Origin of the sequence: Burkholderia sp. Ed8 (assembly GCF_040761425.1) — a bacterium.
GTDB classification, from domain to species: Bacteria; Pseudomonadota; Gammaproteobacteria; order Burkholderiales; family Burkholderiaceae; genus Burkholderia; species Burkholderia seminalis.
Map to the genome: position 1 here is coordinate 2383262 of NZ_CP142886.1, position 19563 is coordinate 2402824.

The following is a 19563-nucleotide window of genomic DNA, read 5'->3' on the forward strand; positions in this document are numbered from 1 at the left end:
GCGCGGGCAGGACCGGCCGGTATCCGGAGTTTCCCGTTGCGGACGGAAGGGGCGAAGAGGAGGGCAGGAGGAGGGGGCGAGACAAGGGCGCGAGACAAGGGCGCGGCACGGCCCGCCGGGGGCCGTGCCGCGCAAGCGATGCCGTCAGTCGGACAGCGCGTCCGATGCGGCCTCGGTGTCGTCGTGCGACGCGTGCGTGCGGATCAGCGGATCGCTGGTGCTCGGGCGGCCCGTTTCGACGTGGCCCGCGAAGCGGCGCAGGAAGCCGAGCAGCCGGCCGTCGCTGACGGTCAGGTCGTACCAGCCGTGGCTGCCGCGCAGATCCCAGTAGTCGTCGACGTGCGCGCCGGGCGCGAGGTCGAACGTGCGCGGGCGGCCATGACCATAGGCGTTCGTGACCTTGAGCCGCACGGCCTTGTGGCCGCGGTTCATCAGGCGCAGCGTGATGTTGCCGTTCGCGACGTCATAGCCGTAGATCACCTCGGGGTTCACGTTCGCGCTGCCCACGCCGGTCGCGAACGGGCCGCGGAAATGGCAGTAGAAGCCGTTCGGGCCGTACACGTCGAGGTCGTACAGGCCGAGCGATGCCGCCGCGCTCCACGTGTCGGCGACGCGTTTGCCGGCTTCGACCGTATACGCCCACGGGCCGTCCAGGCGGTTGCGCGACTGGACCTGGAACGCGGCGCCCGCGCGGCCGGTGTTCGCGAAGGTCAGCCGGAACTCGCCGTTGACGGATTCGACGCGGCCGTGCACGAACAGCTCGTACGGCAGCGCGCGCGCCGGACGCAGCCCGGCCTCCTGCTTCGGCAGCTTCTGCAGCACCGGCGGCACCGGGATGTAGTCGGGATGACGGTTGCGGTCGGGCGGCGCGTAGCCGCTCGTGTCGGGCAGCGTCGGCCAGCCGGCATCGGACGTCGCGAAGTCGAACGCGGCGGTCAGGTCGCCGCACACCGTACGGCGCCACGGCGACACGTTGGCGGCCGTGACCGGATATTGCGCGCCGAACCGTGCCTCGATGAATTGCAGCAGCGACGTGTGATCGAAGGTCTGCGAGCAGACCCAGCCGCCCTTGGTCCACGGCGACACGACGAGCATCGGCACGCGCGGCCCGAGCCCGTAAGGGCCGGCCATGTGCGACGCGTCGCCGGCGAACGCCTCGTTGGTCGTCGCGACCGTCGACAGCCCGTTGTCGCGCGACTGCGGCGCGAACGGCGGCGGCACGTGGTCGAAGAAGCCGTCGTTTTCGTCGTACGTGATGAACAGCGCGGTCTTGCTCCACACGTCGGGATTCGACACGAGCGTCTTCAGCACCTGCTCGATGTACCACGCGCCGTAGTTCGCGGGCCAGTTCGGGTGCTCGGAATAGGCTTCCGGCGCGCAGATCCACGACACCTGCGGCAGCGTGCCGTTCTTCACGTCCTGCTGCAGCACGTCGAACAGCGTGCCGCCCGCGCTGATGTTGGTGCCGGTGCGCGCCTTGTCGTACAGCGGCGTGCCGGGCAGCGCGGTGCGGTACTGGTTGAAGTAGAGCAGCGCGTTGTCGCCGTAGTTGCCGATGTACGGGTTCTGCGTCCAGCCCCACGAGCCGTTCGCGTCGAGGCCCGTGCCGACGTCCTGGTAGATCTTCCACGACACGCCGGCCTGTTCGAGCACTTCCGGATAGGTCGTCCAGCCGTAGCCCTTTTCCTCGTTGCCGAGCACCGGGCCGCCGCCCGCGCCGTCGTTGCCGACGTAGCCCGTCCACATGTAGTAGCGGTTCGGGTCGGTCGAGCTCGGGATCGCGCAGTGGTAGGCATCGCAGATCGTGAACGCATCGGCGAGCTGGTAGTGGAACGGGATGTCGTCGCGCTTCAGGTACGCCATCGTCGTGGTGCCCTTGTTCGGCACCCACTGGTCGTAGCGGCCCTTGTTCCATGCGGCGTGCATGTCCTGCCAGCCGTGCGGCAGGTCCTGCAGGAACTGCAGGCCGAGCTTGTCGGCGCCCGGATGGAACGGCAGCAGTTCGGCCGGACCGACCGGCTGGTGGAACACCGACTTGCCGTTCGCGAGACGTAGCGGGCGCGGGTCGCCAAAACCGCGGACACCGCGCATCGTGCCGAAGTAATGGTCGAACGAACGGTTCTCCTGCATCAGGATCACGATGTGTTCGATGTCGCGGATCGTGCCGGTGCGGCGGTTCGCGGGAATCGCGAGCGCATCGCGGATCACGGGCGGAAACAGGTTCAGCGCGGCGGCGCCGGCAGTGCCGGCGGCGACGCGCAGGAAGTCACGACGGTTCGATCGGGTCATGGTCGTTATCGTGCGTTAAAGGGGGAAGCCGATTGGCGGGACCTGCTGGAAGGGCGCGCTCCGGGGCGCAGGATGCGGCTGCGCGGGTTCGTGCCGCCGCGAGCATAGCGAGAAATCGGTGTCATTCATGTGAAGTCCGGAAACGTTTGCAGATGCGGTGAAACGACGGCGAAGCAGCATCGGGACACGGGGCGCCCGCGGTCGTGGCGCGGCAGGGGAAGCGGGCAAGCGGCGCAGGCGGCTCGCCGGTGAAGCGGAGCGGAGGGCGATGCGTCAGGCGTCGGTCACCCACGCGCCGAACCATTCGCTCGGGCGGGCGATCTCGTCCTGCGCGGCGACGAGTTCGAGTTCGTAGCGGCGCGCATCGTAGGTCGCCTTCACGACCGCATGCACGGCCGCGAGCGTGTGCTCGAACGCGGCGCGCACGGAGTCGCCACGCAGCCGGCGCGCGACGAAGATCGCGCTGGTCAGGTCGCCGACGCCGACCGGATGGCGCGGAAACGCGTACAGCGGGCGCTGGCCGATCCACGCTTCGGTTTCGGTGACGGCGAGCATGTTGAAACGGTCGGCCGGACTGTTGCGGTCGTGCAGGTGCTTGACGAGGATGATCCGCGGGCCGCGGCGGATCAGCGCGCGGCACGCGTCGACGGCTTCGGCGACGGTTTCGATGCGCCGCCCGGCGAGCTTCTGCAGTTCGGTGTGATTCGGCGACATGCCGTCCGCGAGCGCCGGCACCTCCTGCACGATGAACTCCTCGACGCCGGGCTCGGGCCGGATGCCGCCCGTCTGGCCCATCGCGGGATCGCAGAAGTACCACGCGTCCGGATTCATCGCCTTCACCGAGCGCACGATCTCGACGGCCGCGCGTGCTTGCGGCGGCGACCCGAGGAAGCCGGACAGCACGGCGTCGCAGCGCTTGAGCGCGCCGATCGCGGCGATGCCGTCGACGAGCTGTTCCATCTTCGCGGCATCGATCGCGCTGCCGGCCCAATGGCCGTACTGCATGTGATTCGACAACTGGACGGTGTTGAGCGGCCAGACGTTGACGCCGAGGCGCTGCATCGGGAACACGGCCGCACTGTTGCCGGCATGTCCGTAGATGACGTGCGACTGAATGCTGAGGACGTTTTTCATGGGAATCGCCTGCACGCGTTTCAGGGTCACGTCACACGATACCCGAGTTCGTCGCACGCGCGGAAGTCGCGTGGCCCCGGAGTGTTGCGCGCCGTCGTCACGCGAGCGCGTAGAATCGCGGGGCGCGCGGCGGCCCGGCTGCCCGCGCGCGTCTCCAATCTCCGTGATCGCCATGCTTTCGATTTGCAAGATGTTGTCTGTTGCGCGCGCCGCCGTGCTCGGCGCGGCCGCCGCCGCCGTGTGCGCCATGCCTGCGGCGGCCGTTGCCGCACCGTCCGCGGGCAACGACGGGCCCGTGTACGGCCCGCGCCTGGAAGGGTTCACGTATCCGGCGCCCGTGCACCTGTATACGTTCGTGTCGCAGCGCGAAACCCTCGAGATGGCGTTTCTCGATGTCCAGCCCGCCCACCCGAACGGTCGCACCGTCGTGCTGCTGCACGGGAAGAACTTCTGCGCGGCCACCTGGGAGGACACGATCGGCGTGTTGAGCCGTGCCGGCTACCGCGTGATCGCGCCGGACCAGATCGGCTTCTGCAAGTCGTCGAAGCCCGAGCGCTATCAGTACACGTTCCAGCAACTCGCGCGCAACACGCATGCGCTGCTCGAATCGGTGGGCGTGAAGTCGGCGACGATCGTCGGTCATTCGACCGGCGGGATGCTCGCGATCCGCTATGCGCTGATGTATCCGAAGGCGACCGACCAGCTCGTGCTCGTGAACCCGATCGGCCTCGAGGACTGGAAGGCGCTCGGCGTGCCGCCGCTGTCGGTCGACTACTGGTATGCGCGCGAGCAGAAGACGACGGCCGACGGCATCCGCCGCTACGAGCAGGGCACGTACTACGCGGGCAAGTGGTCGCCGTCGTACGAGCGCTGGGTGCAGATGCTGGCCGGCATGTATCGCGGCGCCGGCCGCGATGCGGTCGCGTGGAATTCCGCGCTGATCTACGACATGATCCTCACGCAGCCGGTGGTCTATGAACTCGGCGCGATCCGCGTGCCGACGCTGCTGATGATCGGCGACAAGGACACGACCGCGATCGGCAAGGACGTCGCGCCGCCCGACGTGCATGCGAAGCTCGGCCGCTATCCGGAACTCGCGAAGCGCACGCAGGCCGCGATCCCCGGCGCGCAGCTCGTCGAATTCCCGGCGCTCGGGCACGCGCCGCAGATCCAGGATCCGGACGCGTTCCACAAGGCGCTGCTCGACGGGCTGGAGGCCGTGCACCCGCAGTGACGCGGGGGCAGGGGCGCCGTCAGCGCGCCTCGTTCGCGAGCTCGTCGCGAATCTGCGCGGTCAGTTCGAACGAGCGCAGCCGCGCGGCGTGATCGTAGATCTGCGCGGTGACGATCAGCTCGTCGGCGCCGGTTTGCGCGATACGATCGCGCAGCTTGTCGCGCACCGTGTCGCGCGAGCCGACCGCCGCGAACGACAGCGAATGCGCGACGGTCGCGAGCTCGAGCTCGTTTGCCTCGAGCACGTCGACGGGCGGCGGCAGCTTGCCCGGCGTGCCGCGCCGCAGGTTGATGAACTGCTGCTGCAGCGACGTGAACAGGCGCCGTGCCTCGTCGTCGGTCTCCGCCGCGAACACGTTGACGCCGACCATCGCGTGCGGCTTCGGCCACGCGGCCGACGGCCGGTACTGCGCGCGATAGATCTCGAGCGCACGCATCAGGTAGTCCGGCGCGAAGTGCGACGCGAATGCGAACGGCAGCCCGAGCATCGCGGCGAGCTGTGCACTGAACAGACTCGAACCGAGCAGCCATACCGGCACGTCGAGCCCCGCGCCGGGCACCGCGCGCACGCGCTGGCCGGGCACCGGCTCCGCGAAGTAGCGCTGCAGCTCGGCGACGTCGTCCGGAAACGAGTCGGCGCTGCCGATCAGGTCGCGGCGCAGCGCGCGCGACGTGGTCTGGTCGGTGCCGGGCGCGCGGCCGAGGCCGAGGTCGATGCGCCCCGGATACAGCGAGGCGAGCGTGCCGAACTGCTCGGCGATCACGAGCGGCGCGTGATTCGGCAGCATGATGCCGCCCGAGCCGACCCGGATCGTTCGCGTGGCGCCCGCGACGTGGCCGATCACGACCGCGGTGGCCGCGCTCGCGATGCCCGGCATGTTGTGATGCTCGGCCAGCCAGTAGCGCTGGTAGCCCCAGCGCTCCGCATGCTGCGCGAGATCGACGGTGTTGCGGAACGCCTGCGAGGCGTCGGTGCCGGCCGGAATGGGGGCGAGATCGAGTACGGAAAACGGTGTCATCGGGTGGCCTTCGAATGAGGGGCGCGGTGATGCGCTTATGCAACAAATGCCAAGGATTTTGCCAAAGGGTTCCGGAACGTGCTGGCGGCGCGCCGATACCCATGCGCCTTACAGGGGTGCAGGGGCGTCGTTCTTGATCGTTGCAGAAATCAATCTAATCGCCGATTAATTACCAATCTTTACGGCGATTGGCGGTGAATCCGCATCGACGTACAAATTTGCACGAAACGTCTGATTTTCAAGACTGCAATACGCCTGCAAAGTGCTTACGCTAACGTGAACGTGGCTGTACCGATAAGGTTCGTCGTCCGCTCAGCTTTGCCGGAATTGCACTAGTCCGTTTCTCGTCGTGCCACGCGCGGGGGGCTGCGGACTGCTAAAATCCGGCGCCTGCCCATGTTGTGCCGATGGTAGCCATTCGAGTCTTCCCGCATCCCCTTCCGGGCATTGCGCGGAGAGATGCCACGCGAAACCGGGCATGGCCGCACCCGAACAACGGGGCGCGCCTCCCCCATTACAGACGCTGCTGGAACAAGGAGTCGGGTCGTGCCCGCGTTCGTCGTCGCCGGAATACCGCATCACGCTCAATCGCGCTCAAGCGTTCTCCATGGCGTTCAGGCTGCCGGGAGGCGTTGCGCATGACGCCAACCGCAACACTGCTCGACTGGCTCCTGATCGCCTTCACGCTGGCCGCGGCCGGCTATGCGCTCGTCGCGGCCTTCGCGCCGCGGCCGCGCACGCCGCGCACCGCCGCGCGCGACGGTTTCGAGCCGGTCAGCGTGCTCAAGCCGCTGTGCGGCGCGGAGCCGCACCTGTACGAAAACCTCGCGACGTTCTGCGAGCAGCGCCACCCGCGTCATGAGGTGCTGTTCGGGGTCGCGTCGCCGGCCGATCCGGCGATTGCCGTCGTCGAGCGGCTGCGCGCCGACTATCCCGAGTGCGACATCACGCTGGTGGTCGACGCGCGCGTGCACGGCAAGAACCTGAAGGTCAGCAACCTGATCAATCTCGCCGCGCGCGCGAAATACGACCGCATCGTGATCGCCGACAGCGACATCGCGGTACAGCCCGACTATCTGGAGCGCGTGACGGCGCCGCTCGCCGACGTGTCGGTCGGGGTCGTCACGTGCCTGTATCATGCGCGCAGCGTCGGCGGCTTCTGGACGCGGATCGGCGCACAGTTCGTCGACGCGTGGTTCGCGCCGTCGGTGCGGATCACGCACCTCGGCCGCTCGAGCCGCTTCGGCTTCGGCGCGACGCTCGCGCTGACGCGCGACACGCTCGACCGGATCGGTGGCTTGTTCGCGCTGAAGGACGAGCTGGCCGACGATTTCTGGCTGGCCGAATTGCCGAGGCGCCTCGGGCGGCGCACAGTACTGTCGGAGGTCGAGGTCGCGACCGACGTGATCGAGCCGTCGTTCGGGCCGCTGTGGCACCGCGAAACGCGCTGGCTGCGCACGATCCGTTCGCTGAACCCGGCCGGCTTCGCGTTCCTGTTCATTACGTTTACGGTGCCGTGGCTCGCGATCGGCGCGGCGCTCGCGCTGCGCCTCGACGGCACCTTCGCCGGCACGCTGGCGGGCGGCGCAGCCGTGGTCGGCGCATTCGGGCGGCTCGTGCTGCACGCGCGCGGCGAAGAGGGCTGGCGCGCGTTCTGGCGCGACCTGCCGCTTGTCGCGGTGCGCGACACGCTGCTCGCGCTCGAATGGCTCGCGGCCGTGTTCGGCACGCACGTCGTGTGGCGCGGCGCAAGGATGACGGTCGTCGGCGGCGAACGCGCGACGGCGGCGGTGGAAGCAGTGGACGGCCATTAGGACCGTCGATCGAACCCGGCCCGAGGGCCGAGACGCGCTGCACGGCGACGCCGCGCGGCGCGACATGACAGAGAGGCGGGCGCCGGCACGGCGGCCCGCGGTTTTTTGACTGAATCGTTGCAACGAAACGAACTATGCAGGCTACCGGAGCATTCATGAAAACGCTGTTCTTGCAGGCCCCTTCGTATGACGGCTTCGACGGCGGAGCCGGCTCGCGCTATCAGGCGAAGCGCGAAATCCGTTCCTTCTGGTATCCGACCTGGCTCGCGCAGCCGGCCGCGCTCGTGCCGGGCAGCCGTGTCGTCGATGCGCCGGCCGACGGCCTGTCGGTCGAGGAAACGCTGAAGATCGCCAACGACTATGACCTCGTGATCATTCACACGAGCACGCCGTCGTTCCCGACCGACGCGATGTTCGCGCAGGATCTCAAGAAGATGAAGCCGTCGATGCTGGTCGGCATGGTGGGCGCGAAGGTGATGGTCGATCCGCACAACTCGCTCACGGCGAGCGACGCAATCGACTTCGTGTGCCGCGAGGAATTCGACTACACGTGCAAGGAGCTCGCCGAAGGCAAGCCGTTCCCCGAGATCAAGGGCCTGAGCTGGCGCGCGAAGGACGGCTCGATCGAGCACAACGAAGCGCGTCCGATCCTCGAGAACATGGACGAGCTGCCGTTCGTCGCGCCCGTCTACAAGCGCGATCTGAAGATCGACAACTACTTCATCGGCTACCTGAACTATCCGTACGTGTCGATCTACACGGGCCGCGGCTGCAAGTCGCGCTGCACGTTCTGCCTGTGGCCGCAGACGGTCAGCGGCCATCGCTACCGCACGCGCTCGGTCGAGAACGTGCTCGCGGAAGCGAAGTGGATCCGCGACAACATGCCGGAAGTGAAGGAACTGATGTTCGACGACGACACCTTCACCGACGACCTGCCGCGCGCCGAAGCCATCGCCATCGGCCTGGGCAAGCTCGGCATCACGTGGTCGTGCAACGCGAAGGCCAACGTGCCGTACAAGACGCTGAAGGTCATGAAGGAAAACGGCCTGCGCCTGCTGCTGGTCGGCTTCGAATCCGGCGACGACCAGATCCTCGTGAACATTAAGAAGGGCGTGCGCACCGATTTCGCGCGCCGCTTCAGCGCGGACTGCAAGAAGCTCGGCATCAAGATCCACGGCACCTTCATCCTCGGCCTGCCGGGCGAGACGCAGGAAACCATCAAGAAGACGATCGAGTACGCGAAGGAAATCAATCCGCACACGATCCAGGTCTCGCTCGCCGCGCCGTATCCGGGCACGACGCTCTACAAGCAGGCCGTCGAAAACGGCTGGATGGAAGAGAACAAGACGATCAACCTGGTGAGCAAGGAAGGCGTGCAGCTCGCGGCGATCGGCTACGCGCACCTGTCGCGCGACGAGATCTATCACCACCTCGAGCAGTTCTACCGCGAGTTCTATTTCCGCCCGTCGAAGATCTGGGAGATCGTGCGCGAGATGCTGACGAGCTGGGACATGATGAAGCGCCGCCTGCGCGAAGGCGTCGAGTTCTTCCGCTTCCTGCGCGCGCACGAGGCGTAATCCGTGGCGACGCAGCGGGCGGCGCGGGCGCTGATCTTCACCGCGGACGACTTCGGGCTGCACCCGCGCGTCAACGCGGCGGTCGAGCGCGCGCATCGCGACGGCGTGCTGAACGCCGCGAGCCTGATGGTCGGGGCGCCCGCGGCGCGGGACGCGATCGAACGCGCGCGGCGGCTGCCGTCGCTCGCGGTCGGCCTCCACCTGGTGCTCGCGGACGGGCCGGCCACGCTGCCCGCGCATGACATTCCCGCGCTCGTCGGGCCCGACGGACGGTTCGGCGACGCGATGGCGAAGGACGGCTGTCGCTTTTTCTTCCTGCCGCACGTTCGCGCGCAACTGCGCCGCGAGATCCGTGCGCAGTTCGACGCGTTCGCGGCGAGCGGCCTGCCGCTCGATCACGTGAACGCGCACAAGCATTTCCACCTGCATCCGACCGTGCTGTCGATGATCATCGAGATCGGCCGCGACTACGGGTTGCGCGCGGTGCGGTTGCCGTACGAGACGAGCGCGCCCGCGCTGCTCAAGCCGTGGATCGCGCTCGTGCGCGCGCGGCTCGACCGCGCCGGGCTCGCGCACAACGACTACGTGGTCGGGATCGCGCAGACGGGCGCGATGGACGAGGCCGTGCTGCTCGACGCGCTCGCGACGCTGCCGCCGGGCGTCGGCGAGATCTACTGCCATCCGGCCGAGGCCGGCGACGGCCCGATCACGCCGACGATGGCCGGCTACCGTCCGGTCGACGAACTCGACGCGCTGCTGTCGCCGCGCGTGGCGGCCGCGCTGAAGGCGGCGGGCGTCGCGACCGGCGGCTTTGCCGACGTCTTCGGCCAGCCCGCGGCACGTCGCGGCGCGCAGGCGGCGCGCGCACCGGGAGCGCAGCCGTCATGAGCAAGTGGATCAAGTGGCTCGGCTGGCCGATCGGCATCGGCATCCTGCTCGCGCTGGGGCTGCACGAAGGCGTCGGCGACGTGTCGCAGATGCTCGCGCGCGCCGGCTATGCGCTGCTGTGGCTCGTGCCGTTCCATGGGCTGCCGCTGCTGCTCGATGCATACGCGTGGCACCTGCTGCTCGACCGGCGCAGTTCGCTGCCGTTCCTGTGGTGGATCGCGACTGTGCGCGAGGCCGTGAACCGGCTGCTGCCGGTGGTCGGGATCGGCGGCGAGATTGTCGGCATCCGGCTCGCGCGCTGGCAGGTGCCCGATGCGAGCCGTGTCACCGCATCGGTGATCGTCGAAGTGCTCGTGACGATCGTCGTCCAGTATGCCTTCGCGGCGCTCGGCCTCGTGCTGCTGCTCGCGACGACGGACAACATGGGCGGCGGCACGATCGGTCTCGCGCTGCTGCTGACGCTGCCGTTGCCGGTGCTCGGCGTCGTGCTGATGCGGCGCGGCGGCGTCTTCCACGCGATCGAGCGTTTCGCGGGGCGCCTGCTCGGCGATTCGCACCGGCTGCTGCAGGGCGTCGACGGGCGCCGGCTCGACGCCGACATCGACGCGCTGATGTCGCGCACGGGCCTGCTGTTCAGCGCATTCTTCTGGCAACTGGCCGGCTACGTGCTCGGCGCGCTCGAGATCTACTGGGCGCTCGCGCTGCTCGGCCATCCGGTGTCGATCGGCGGCGCGATCGCGATCGAGGCGATGACGCAGGCCGTGCGGCATGCGGCGTTCATGGTGCCAGGCGGGCTCGGCGTGCAGGAGGCGACCGTCGTGCTGCTCGCGCAGATGTTCGGCGTCGACCGCGAGACGGCGCTGTCGCTCGCGGTGGTCAAGCGCGGCCGCGAGGTGCTGTTCGGCTGCCTGGCGCTCGGCTCGTGGCAGCTTGCCGAACTCGTGCGTACGCGCCGCCGCATCGGTGCGCCGCCGGCCGCGCCGCGCGCGGCGCAGGCGGGCCGCGTGACCGACGCCGAGACGGAAACCGAAACGACGCATTGAACAGGAGACGGGCCGCGCGCCCGTCTCGCGCTTTTGGCGTCGCACGGGTATCCTTGCCGCGTGTTTTCTCGACGCGCATTTCTTCCGATGATTTTCCGATTCCGGCTGCTTCCCGTGACGATGCTGGCCGCCGCGCTGGCGCTGACCGGCTGCGACGACAAGCAAGGCGACCTCGACGTGCAACGTATCAGGGACTTCTTCAACGCGATCAAGCCCGCGCCGCTGCTGCTCAAGGGGCTGAAGGTCGGTGAATCGACCGAGGCCGACGTGCGCGGCACGATGGGCAAGCCCGAGATCGTGCGCGAGTTCACCGACGGCTCGAAGCGCTACGAATATCCGCGCGGCCCGATGGGCAACCAGACCTGGTTCGTCGATCTCGATGCGAACGGGCGCTACGCGGGCGCGACGCAGGTGCTGACCGCCGAGAATTTCGCGAAGGTGCGCCCGGGGATGAACGAGGACGAGGTGCGGCGCCTGCTCGGCAAGCCCGGCGACATCGCGCAGTACCCGCTGAAGCCCGAGACGGTCTGGAGCTGGCGCTGGCTCGAGGACGGCGTCAACACCGACGCGTTCTTCAACGTCCATTTCGGCCCGGACGGGCTGGTCTATACGACTTCGCGCTCCGACATCCTGAAGGGACGGTAAGCGCGGCCGTCTGCGGCGCTATATCGAAAAAGCGACCGGAAAATTGCAAAAAGTCCGCTTCCCTGCGTGTCATCCGACTGTCAGGAAGCGGCTTTTTTCCTTTTGAAACAGCGAAGTAGACATCGGTCGCAAATGACGAGGCGGGTTGCTGCGATGCAGCAATCGCGCGCCAGGTGATTTGAGACAATCAATTTCGCTTGCGACTATCCGCGTCAGCCCGGCGCGGGACAGGCGACGCGTCGGCATCCATTCCAACTCTGGAGACGCGCGTGTTCCTTTACGGCTTTGGTCCTGTTCTCTGGGCCGGCACCGTGCAGACCATCGAGCTGTCGGTGCTGTCGCTTGCCACTGCGGTGGCGCTGGGGCTGATCGGCGCGGTGGCGAAGCTGTCGCACAACCGGGTGCTGCGAGCGATCGCGACCGGTTATACGACGCTGATCCGCTCGGTGCCCGATCTTGTGCTGATGCTGCTGTTGTTCTACAGCATCCAGATCTGGCTGAACCAGTTCACCGACCTCGTCGGCTGGAACCAGATCGACATCGACCCGTTCGTGGCCGGCGTGCTGACGCTCGGCTTCATCTACGGCGCGTATTTCACCGAGACCTTCCGCGGTGCGTTCCTGTCGGTGCCGCGCGGCCAGCTCGAGGCCGGCGCGGCTTACGGGATGAGCGGCGCGCGCGTGTTCGCGCGGATCATGTTTCCGCAGATGATGCGCTTCGCGCTGCCGGGCATCGGCAACAACTGGCAGGTGCTCGTGAAGGCGACCGCGCTGGTGTCGATCATCGGCCTCGCGGACGTCGTGAAGGCCGCGCAGGACGCCGGCAAGAGCACGTTCAACATGTTCTTCTTCATCCTCGTCGCGGCGCTGATCTACCTCGCGATCACGACCGTTTCCAACCTCGTGCTGATCCAGCTCGAGAAGCGATATTCCATGGGCGTGCGGCACGCAGAACTATGATCGAGATCCTCCAGGAATTCGGCAAGGCGTTCCTTTTCTGGGACGGCCAGCGCCTCTCCGGCCTCGCGGTGACGTTGTGGCTGCTCGTTGCGTCGATCTCGCTCGGCTTCGTGTGCGCGGTGCCGCTCGCGGTCGCGCGCGTGTCGAAGAAGAAGTGGGTGTCGATGCCCGTGCGGTTCTACACGTACGTGTTTCGCGGCACGCCGCTCTACGTGCAGCTGCTGCTGATGTACACGGGCATGTACAGCCTCGAGTTCGTGCGGTCGCACTCGCTGCTCGACGCGTTTTTCCGCAGCGGCTTCAATTGCGCGATTCTCGCGTTCGCGCTGAATACCTGCGCGTACACGACCGAGATTTTCGCCGGCGCGATCCGTGCGATTCCGCACGGCGAGGTCGAGGCGGCGCGCGCGTACGGGATGTCGCCGTTCACGATGTATCGCCGCGTGATCCTGCCGTCGGCGCTGCGCCGTGCGCTGCCGCTGTACAGCAACGAGGTGATCCTGATGCTGCACGCGACGACCGTGGCGTTCACGGCGACCGTGCCGGACATCCTGAAGGTCGCGCGTGACGCGAATTCCGCGACCTACATGGCGTTCCAGTCGTTCGGAATCGCCGCGCTGATCTATCTTGCGGTATCGTTCGCACTCGTCGCGGCGTTTCGCCGGGCGGAGCGCCACTGGCTCGCGTATCTCGCGGCCGCCCGTCATTGATTCACTTCGAGGAGAGCCAGTTGGCCGAGATCACTCAAACGCACGGTGCCACCAAGCTTGCGGCGCTCGACATCCACAAGCGCTATGGCGACAACGAAGTGCTCAAGGGCGTGTCGCTGAACGCGAAGGCCGGTGACGTCATCAGCATCATCGGCGCGAGCGGCTCGGGCAAGAGCACGTTCCTGCGCTGCATCAACTTCCTCGAGCGGCCGAATGCGGGGCAGATCGTCGTCGACGGCGAGGCCGTCCGCACGAAGGCCGACCGCGCCGGCGCGCTCGAAGTTGCCGATCACAAGCAGCTGCAGCGTATCCGCACGAAGCTCGCGATGGTGTTCCAGCACTTCAACCTGTGGGCGCACATGAACGTGCTCGAGAACGTGATGGAGGCACCCGTGCACGTGCTCGGCATTTCCAAGAAGGAAGCCGAGGATCGTGCGCGCGAGTACCTGGAGAAGGTCGGCCTGCCGCCGCGCGTCGAGAAGCAGTATCCGTCGCACCTGTCCGGCGGCCAGCAGCAGCGCGTCGCGATCGCGCGTGCGCTCGCGATGCATCCGGACGTGATGCTGTTCGACGAGCCGACGTCGGCGCTCGACCCGGAGCTGGTGGGCGAAGTGCTGAAGGTGATGCAGAAGCTGGCCGAGGAAGGCCGCACGATGATCGTCGTCACGCACGAGATGGGTTTCGCGCGCAACGTGTCGAATCATGTGATGTTTCTGCATCAGGGGCGGACCGAGGAAGAGGGCGATCCGAAGGAGGTGCTGGTGCGCCCGCAGAGCGAGCGGCTCAAGCAGTTCCTGTCGGGCAGCCTCAAGTAACGCGACGGGGCAGGTTTCAGCCGTGGTACCGGTGTCTCGTCCCGCAGGCGCCACCCGCACGACGCAGGTGGTGATCGTTGCATTGCCGCCCGTGTCGATGTCGGGCGTGGGTCCGATCGTCGATGCGTTGAATCTGGCGAACGAGATCGACGGGCGGCTGCTGTACCGCTGGCAGGTGTGTTCGTGGGACGGGCGGCCCGTGCCGCTCGCGGGCGGGGCGCAGTGGCATGCCGATGCGGCGTTCAACGATGCGATCGCATGCGACTGGCTGATCGTCGTGACCGAGCGGTTTCAGCAGTTTGCCGATTACCGGCTGTTTCTCGCGAGTCTCGCGCGGGTCGGGCAGCGGACGCCGGTCGTGACCGGCATTCACCACGGCGTGTGGTGGCTCGCGATGGCCGGGCAGCTTTCCGGGTATCGCGTGAGCGTGAACTGGGAGACGTATCAGCAGTTCGCCGAGCAGTTCGAGCGGTCGATCGTCACGCAGCAGATTTTCGAGATCGATCGCGATCGGGCGACCTGTGCCGGCGGGCAGGCGACCGTCGATTTCATGCTGGCCATGATTGGCCGGGAACACGGGCCCGAGCTGGGCGAGCGGATTGCCGATGCGCTCGGCGCCGGGACCTTGCGCAGCGGCGAGGAGCGGCAGCGGATTCCCTTCGTCACCGCGCCCGGTGAGCGGCATCCTCGGTTGAATGACGCGTTGCTGCTGATGGAGGCCAATGTCGAGGATCCGCTGACGACCGACGAGATCGCCGAGCTGGTCGGCGTGTCGCGCCGACAGTTGGAGCGGCTCTTTCGACAGTATCTCGGGGCGATGCCCTCCAAGTATTACCTCAATCTCCGATTGCTCAAGGCCAGGACGCAGTTGCAGCGGACCAGCAAGTCGGTCGTGCAGGTTAGTCTCGCTTGTGGGTTTTCTTCTGCTGCGCACTTTTCTAATGCGTATCGCGAAAGGTTCGGGGTCACGCCTCGGGAGGATCGGCGCGCGTGGCTCGAGAAGCAGACAGGTGGGGGGAGTGAGCCGCGGGCGGGGGCGCTCGTGGAGTGGGGGAAGGATTGATTTTTTTGGTTTTTTTGGGGGCGGTTCGCTCGCGTTTTGACGTGAATTGCCTGTGATCGTAATGGTCTATTAGCGTCGCCCCTGCGCGGGGCGGCGGTTACTTTTCTTTGTCTTGCCAAAGAAAAGTAACCAAAAGAAAGGCGCTGTGAAAACGCAAGACTTCCCGGTGCCATAGCCTGCAAAGTGGCCCTCGCCTAAGTGTCCGCGCCAGCAAGGAACCCGGAGTGGTTCGAGCAATGGTTCTGACTCCACTCATCCTCCAGCGGAGCGGTATACCGCCCGCCAGCTCCATCCTCGCTTCGCTCGGCTGCAAGGTGCTTCTGGTCGTGCGGTGCGCACGTTTGCTTATCCAGGAGCCGTTGCCTGCCAGGCATCTCCGACGATTCACATCGATCGTGCAATTACGCCGCCTGCAAATCGATCATTGCTCGCGGTGTATTGCTGTACCCCATTTTTCCTGGCCGGGGCAGCGAATCAGGTGTTCACCGAAAATGACGTCTTGCCCAGACGAGTGAGGGCGATTGCTGATCGATGGCGACGCTGGAGGGGGTGTACCTGTCGGCCGAGCGAAGCGAGGGCGGAGCTAGCGGGCGGTATACCGCTCCGCTGGGGGATGAGTGATGTCAGAACCATTGCTCGAACCACTCCGGGTTCCTTGCTGGCGCGGACACTTAGGCGAGGGCCACTTTGCTGACCATGGCACCGGGAAGTCTTGCGTTCTCACAGCGCCTTTCTTTTGGTTACTTTTCTTTGGCAAGACAAAGAAAAGTAACCGCCGCCCCGCGCAGGGGCGACGCTAATAGACCGTTACGATCACAGGCAATTCACGTCAAAACGCGAGCGAACCGCCCAAAACCCCCAAAAAAACCACCCCCCACCCCCAGAAGGCAAAATAAAAGCACACTATCCGCTTCCGATAGAACCCGTCGCAAATCCGCAAGACGCTTGCGTCACCCTTACCTAAACTTGATCCTGTTGAACCCTCTTACGAAACCGAAAGGAACGACCATGACGACCTCGACCGTGACCCGCCAGACATTCGACGAAGTGATGGTGCCGGTATTTTCCCCCGCCCCGTTCGTGCCGGATCGCGCAGAGGGCTCCCGCGTGTGGGACACGGCTGGCCGTGAATACATCGATTTCGCGTGCGGCATCGCGGTCACGTCGCTGGGCCACGGCCACCCGGAACTGCTGAAGGTCCTGGACGAACAAAGCCGCAAGCTCTGGCACATCGGCAACGGCTACACGAACGAGCCGGTGCTGCGCCTCGCCAAGCGTCTCGAATCGCTGACCTTCGCCGACCGCGCGTTCTTCGCGAACTCGGGCGCGGAAGCAAATGAAGCCGCATTGAAGCTCGCACGCCGCGTCGCGTTCGACCGCCACGGCGCCGATAAAGCGGAAATCATCTCGTTCGTGCAGTCGTTCCACGGCCGCACGTTCTTCACGGTCAGCGTCGGCGGCCAGCCGAAGTACTCGGAAGGCTTCGGCCCCGTGCCGGCCGGCATCACGCACCTGCCGTACAACGACATCGAAGCCGCGAAGGCCGCGATCGGCCCGCAAACCTGCGCCGTGATCGTCGAGCCCGTGCAAGGCGAAGGCGGCGTGATCCCGGCCGATCCGGCCTTCCTGAAGGCGCTGCGCGAAGCGTGCGACGCGCACGGCGCGCTGCTGATTTTCGACGAAGTGCAAACGGGCGTCGGCCGCACGGGCCAGTTCTACGCATACATGGACACGGGCGTCACGCCGGACATCCTGACGACCGCGAAGGCGCTCGGCAACGGCTTCCCGATCGGCGCGATGCTGACGACGAACGAACTGGCCGCGCACTTCAAGGTCGGCGTGCACGGCACGACGTACGGCGGCAACCCGCTCGCCTCGGCGATCGCCGACAAGGTCGTCGAGCTGATCGGCGATCCGGCACTGCTCGAAGGCGTGCGCGAACGCAGCGTGCGCCTGAAGGGCGCGCTCGAACGCATCAACGCACGCTTCGGCATCTTCAAGGACGTGCGCGGCAAGGGCCTGCTGGTCGGCGCCGAACTCACCGCCGCGTTCGACGGCCGCGCGAAGGACTTCGTCACCGCCGCCGCCGAGAACGGCCTGATCATGCTGATCGCCGGCCCGAACGTGCTGCGCTTCGTCCCGTCGCTGGTGATCCCGTTCGACCTGCTCGACGAAGGCGTGAAGCGCTTCGAGAAGGCGGTCGAACAGGTGCTCGCCGCACAGGAAGCCACCGCGCGCTGATCGGCGCCCCCCATCGCAGACAGGAACGACGATGCTATTTGTTCGCCCCGGCAAACTCACGGATCTCGATGCGCTCGCGCACATGGCGCGCACCGCGCAGCCGGTCCTGCACTCGCTGCCGCACGACCGCGCGGCGCTCGAAGCGCGCGTGGCGCTCTCCGAGGATTCGTTTCGCGCGGACGTCGATTTCGCCGGCGAGGAGTTCTACCTCTTCGTGCTCGAGGAATCGTCGACCGGCAAGCTGCTCGGCACGGCGAGCATCGTGGCCGCGGCCGGCTACTCGGAGCCGTTCTACGCGTTCCGCAACGACGCACTGATCCACGCGTCGCGCGAGCTGCACGTGAACCGCAAGATCCACGCGCTCACGATGTCGCACGAGCTGACCGGCAAGAGCCGGCTCGCGGGCTTCTACGTCGATCCGTCGCTGCGCGGCGATGCGGCCGCGCACCTGATCTCGCGCGCGCGGATGATGTACATCGCCGCGAACCGCCGGCGCTTCACGCCGGAAGTATTCACGCTGCTGCTCGGCGTGAGCGACGGCAACGGCGCATCGCCGTTCTGGGAAGCGGTGGGGCGCAAGTTCTTCGGCCGCGATTTCACCGACGTCGACATCGCGTCGGGCGGCCGCAGCCGCACGTTCATCGCGGAAGTGATGCCGGCCTATCCGCTCTACGTGCCGCTGCTGCCGGAAGCCGCGCAGCGCGTGCTCGGCGAGCCGAACGAAACGGCCTTGCTCGCATACGACATCCATCTCGAGGAAGGCTTCGAGCCCGATCGCTTCGTCGACATCTTCGACGCGGGCCCGGTGCTGACCGCGCAGGTCGACCGCACCGCGTGCGTGAAGCACGGCTCGGAGCGCGTCGTGCGCGAGGCCGCGCACCAGCAGGGCGATGTCGCGTACCTGGTGTCGACGGGCAGCGGCGAATCGTTCCGCTGCGTGCTGGCCGACCTGCCGGGCGACACGGCCGAGGCACCGCTGGCCGGCGACGTGCGCGCGGCGCTCGATGTGAAGGATGGCGATGTCGTGCGCTGCGTGCCGCTGCACCGCCGCGACGATGAAGATTTGAAGGGAGACGCAGCATGATCGTCGTTCGGGTCGTACAAACGGGCGACGTCGACGCGCTCGTGTCGCTCGCGAAGGAAACCGGGCCGGGCCTGACCACGTTCAAGCCCGACCGCGACGCGCTCGCCGCGCGTATCGCGCGCGCGCGCCGCACGCTGGACGGGCAGGCCGCGCCGGGCGAGGCCGGCTACTTCTTCGTGATGGAAGAATCGAAGACGGGCGACATCGCGGGCGTGTGCGGGATCGAAACGCAGGTCGGCCTCGAGCAGCCGTTCTACAACTATCGCGTGAGCACCGTCGTGCACGCGAGCCAGGAGCTCGGCGTGTGGACGCGGATGTCCGCGCTGAACATCTCGCACGACCTGACGGGCTACGCGGAAGTGTGCTCGCTGTTCCTGAGCCCGCGCTATCGCACCGGCGGCGTCGGCGGCCTGCTGTCGCGCTCGCGCTTCATGTTCATCGCGCAGTTCCGCGAGCGCTTCCCGGAACGCCTCTGCGCGGAACTGCGCGGCCACTTCGACGAGGACGGCACGTCGCCGTTCTGGCGCGCAGTCGGTTCGCACTTCTACCAGATCGATTTCAACGCAGCCGATTACCTCAGCTCGCACGGCCGCAAGTCGTTCCTCGCGGAACTGATGCCGCGCTACCCGGTGTACGTCGACCTGCTGCCGCAGGACGCGCAGGACGCGGTCGGCCTCACGCACCGCGACACGCTGCCGGCCCGCAAGATGCTCGAAGCGGAAGGGCTGCGTTACCAGAATCACGTCGACATCTTCGACGCGGGCCCCGTGCTCGAATGCCACATCAACGACCTGCGCACGGTGCGCGAGAGCGTCGTCGTGCCGGTCGCGATCGGCGTGCCCGATACGGGCGAGGACGCGCAGGGCGGCCATCCGCCGAGGTCGCTGGTGTCGAATACGTCGCTCGGCGATTTCCGCGTCGGCGTCGCGCCGGGCGTCGTGGCGAACGGCTCGTTCGTGCTGTCGGCCGACGATGCCGCCGCGCTCGACGTGAAGGCCGGCGATCCGGTCCGCGTGCTGCCGCTCAAAGTCAAACAGGGATAAACGAAT

16 protein-coding genes are annotated in these 19563 nt (G+C 66.9%); 13 read left to right on the forward strand and 3 right to left on the reverse strand.

Annotated elements, in window-relative coordinates:
- Positions 1-144: 144 nt before the first annotated feature.
- Positions 145-2289, reverse strand: coding sequence for a phosphocholine-specific phospholipase C (locus tag VXM69_RS25110; RefSeq protein ID WP_367189396.1), 2145 nt, complete (start codon positions 2287-2289; stop codon positions 145-147).
- Between the two features lie 273 nt (positions 2290-2562).
- Positions 2563-3423 (reverse strand): pyridoxal kinase PdxY, encoded by an 861-nt coding sequence (gene pdxY, locus VXM69_RS25115; protein ID WP_034186753.1) that lies wholly within the window; start codon positions 3421-3423, stop codon positions 2563-2565.
- A 172-nt stretch (positions 3424-3595) separates the two neighbouring features.
- Between pdxY and VXM69_RS25120 the strand changes: the two genes are divergently transcribed.
- Entirely contained in the window at positions 3596-4657 is a 1062-nt protein-coding gene (locus VXM69_RS25120; RefSeq protein WP_124670447.1) for an alpha/beta hydrolase, read from the forward strand.
- 19 nt (positions 4658-4676) lie between these two features.
- On the opposite strand, the gene VXM69_RS25125 is transcribed toward VXM69_RS25120, so the two are convergent.
- Positions 4677-5675 carry an LLM class flavin-dependent oxidoreductase gene (locus VXM69_RS25125; protein ID WP_034186540.1) on the reverse strand — a complete coding sequence of 333 codons (999 nt, stop codon included), beginning with the start codon at positions 5673-5675 and terminating at the stop codon, positions 4677-4679.
- Positions 5676-6313: 638 nt separating this feature from the next.
- Between VXM69_RS25125 and hpnI the strand changes: the two genes are divergently transcribed.
- From hpnI to astA, 12 genes are all read left to right on the forward strand, one after another.
- Positions 6314-7489, forward strand: coding sequence for a bacteriohopanetetrol glucosamine biosynthesis glycosyltransferase HpnI (gene hpnI / locus VXM69_RS25130; protein WP_034186541.1), 1176 nt, complete (start codon positions 6314-6316; stop codon positions 7487-7489).
- Between the two features lie 155 nt (positions 7490-7644).
- Positions 7645-9066: a hopanoid biosynthesis associated radical SAM protein HpnJ gene (gene hpnJ / locus VXM69_RS25135; protein WP_034186542.1), complete on the forward strand. Its 1422-nt coding sequence runs from the start codon at positions 7645-7647 to the stop codon at positions 9064-9066.
- Positions 9067-9069: 3 nt separating this feature from the next.
- Positions 9070-9954 (forward strand): hopanoid biosynthesis-associated protein HpnK, encoded by an 885-nt coding sequence (hpnK, locus tag VXM69_RS25140; RefSeq protein WP_034186543.1) that lies wholly within the window; start codon positions 9070-9072, stop codon positions 9952-9954.
- On the forward strand, positions 9951-10997 hold the full coding sequence (locus tag VXM69_RS25145; RefSeq protein ID WP_034186544.1) for a lysylphosphatidylglycerol synthase domain-containing protein: 1047 nt from the start codon (positions 9951-9953) through the stop codon (positions 10995-10997). The genes hpnK and VXM69_RS25145 overlap by 4 nt, the downstream gene beginning before the upstream one ends.
- Positions 10998-11084: 87 nt before the next feature.
- On the forward strand, positions 11085-11642 hold the full coding sequence (locus VXM69_RS25150; protein ID WP_034186545.1) for a lipoprotein: 558 nt from the start codon (positions 11085-11087) through the stop codon (positions 11640-11642).
- 269 nt (positions 11643-11911) lie between these two features.
- A complete protein-coding gene (locus VXM69_RS25155) occupies positions 11912-12601 on the forward strand; it encodes an ABC transporter permease (protein ID WP_006488734.1) in 690 nt (229 codons plus the stop codon).
- Complete coding sequence (locus tag VXM69_RS25160) at positions 12598-13311, forward strand: ABC transporter permease (protein ID WP_034186546.1); 714 nt, start codon at positions 12598-12600, stop codon at positions 13309-13311. The genes VXM69_RS25155 and VXM69_RS25160 overlap by 4 nt, the downstream gene beginning before the upstream one ends.
- A 20-nt stretch (positions 13312-13331) precedes the next feature.
- A complete protein-coding gene (locus VXM69_RS25165) occupies positions 13332-14126 on the forward strand; it encodes an ABC transporter ATP-binding protein (protein WP_034186547.1) in 795 nt (264 codons plus the stop codon).
- A gap of 22 nt (positions 14127-14148) precedes the next feature.
- A complete protein-coding gene (locus VXM69_RS25170; protein ID WP_059560667.1) occupies positions 14149-15189 on the forward strand; it encodes a GlxA family transcriptional regulator in 1041 nt (346 codons plus the stop codon).
- 1008 nt (positions 15190-16197) lie between these two features.
- On the forward strand, positions 16198-17430 hold the full coding sequence (locus VXM69_RS25175) for an aspartate aminotransferase family protein (RefSeq protein WP_034186549.1): 1233 nt from the start codon (positions 16198-16200) through the stop codon (positions 17428-17430).
- Positions 17431-17461: 31 nt separating this feature from the next.
- Complete coding sequence (aruF, locus tag VXM69_RS25180) at positions 17462-18514, forward strand: arginine/ornithine succinyltransferase subunit alpha (protein ID WP_034186550.1); 1053 nt, start codon at positions 17462-17464, stop codon at positions 18512-18514.
- Complete coding sequence (astA, locus tag VXM69_RS25185; RefSeq protein ID WP_034186551.1) at positions 18511-19557, forward strand: arginine N-succinyltransferase; 1047 nt, start codon at positions 18511-18513, stop codon at positions 19555-19557. The genes aruF and astA overlap by 4 nt, the downstream gene beginning before the upstream one ends.
- The last annotated feature ends 6 nt before the right edge of the window (positions 19558-19563 follow it).

Excerpts from the sequence above, each read along its gene's own strand:
- VXM69_RS25120 (WP_124670447.1), top strand. The coding sequence starts at position 3,596 with ATGCTTTCGATTTGCAAGATGTTGTCTGTTGCGCGCGCCGCCGTGCTC.
- astA (WP_034186551.1), top strand. The coding sequence starts at position 18,511 with ATGATCGTCGTTCGGGTCGTACAAACGGGCGACGTCGACGCGCTCGTG.
- hpnJ (WP_034186542.1), top strand. The coding sequence starts at position 7,645 with ATGAAAACGCTGTTCTTGCAGGCCCCTTCGTATGACGGCTTCGACGGC.
- VXM69_RS25145 (WP_034186544.1), top strand. The coding sequence starts at position 9,951 with ATGAGCAAGTGGATCAAGTGGCTCGGCTGGCCGATCGGCATCGGCATC.
- aruF (WP_034186550.1), top strand. The coding sequence starts at position 17,462 with ATGCTATTTGTTCGCCCCGGCAAACTCACGGATCTCGATGCGCTCGCG.
- VXM69_RS25150 (WP_034186545.1), top strand. The coding sequence starts at position 11,085 with ATGATTTTCCGATTCCGGCTGCTTCCCGTGACGATGCTGGCCGCCGCG.
- VXM69_RS25175 (WP_034186549.1), top strand. The coding sequence starts at position 16,198 with ATGACGACCTCGACCGTGACCCGCCAGACATTCGACGAAGTGATGGTG.
- VXM69_RS25110 (WP_367189396.1), bottom strand. The coding sequence starts at position 2,289 with ATGACCCGATCGAACCGTCGTGACTTCCTGCGCGTCGCCGCCGGCACT.
- hpnI (WP_034186541.1), top strand. The coding sequence starts at position 6,314 with ATGACGCCAACCGCAACACTGCTCGACTGGCTCCTGATCGCCTTCACG.
- pdxY (WP_034186753.1), bottom strand. The coding sequence starts at position 3,423 with ATGAAAAACGTCCTCAGCATTCAGTCGCACGTCATCTACGGACATGCC.
- VXM69_RS25160 (WP_034186546.1), top strand. The coding sequence starts at position 12,598 with ATGATCGAGATCCTCCAGGAATTCGGCAAGGCGTTCCTTTTCTGGGAC.
- VXM69_RS25125 (WP_034186540.1), bottom strand. The coding sequence starts at position 5,675 with ATGACACCGTTTTCCGTACTCGATCTCGCCCCCATTCCGGCCGGCACC.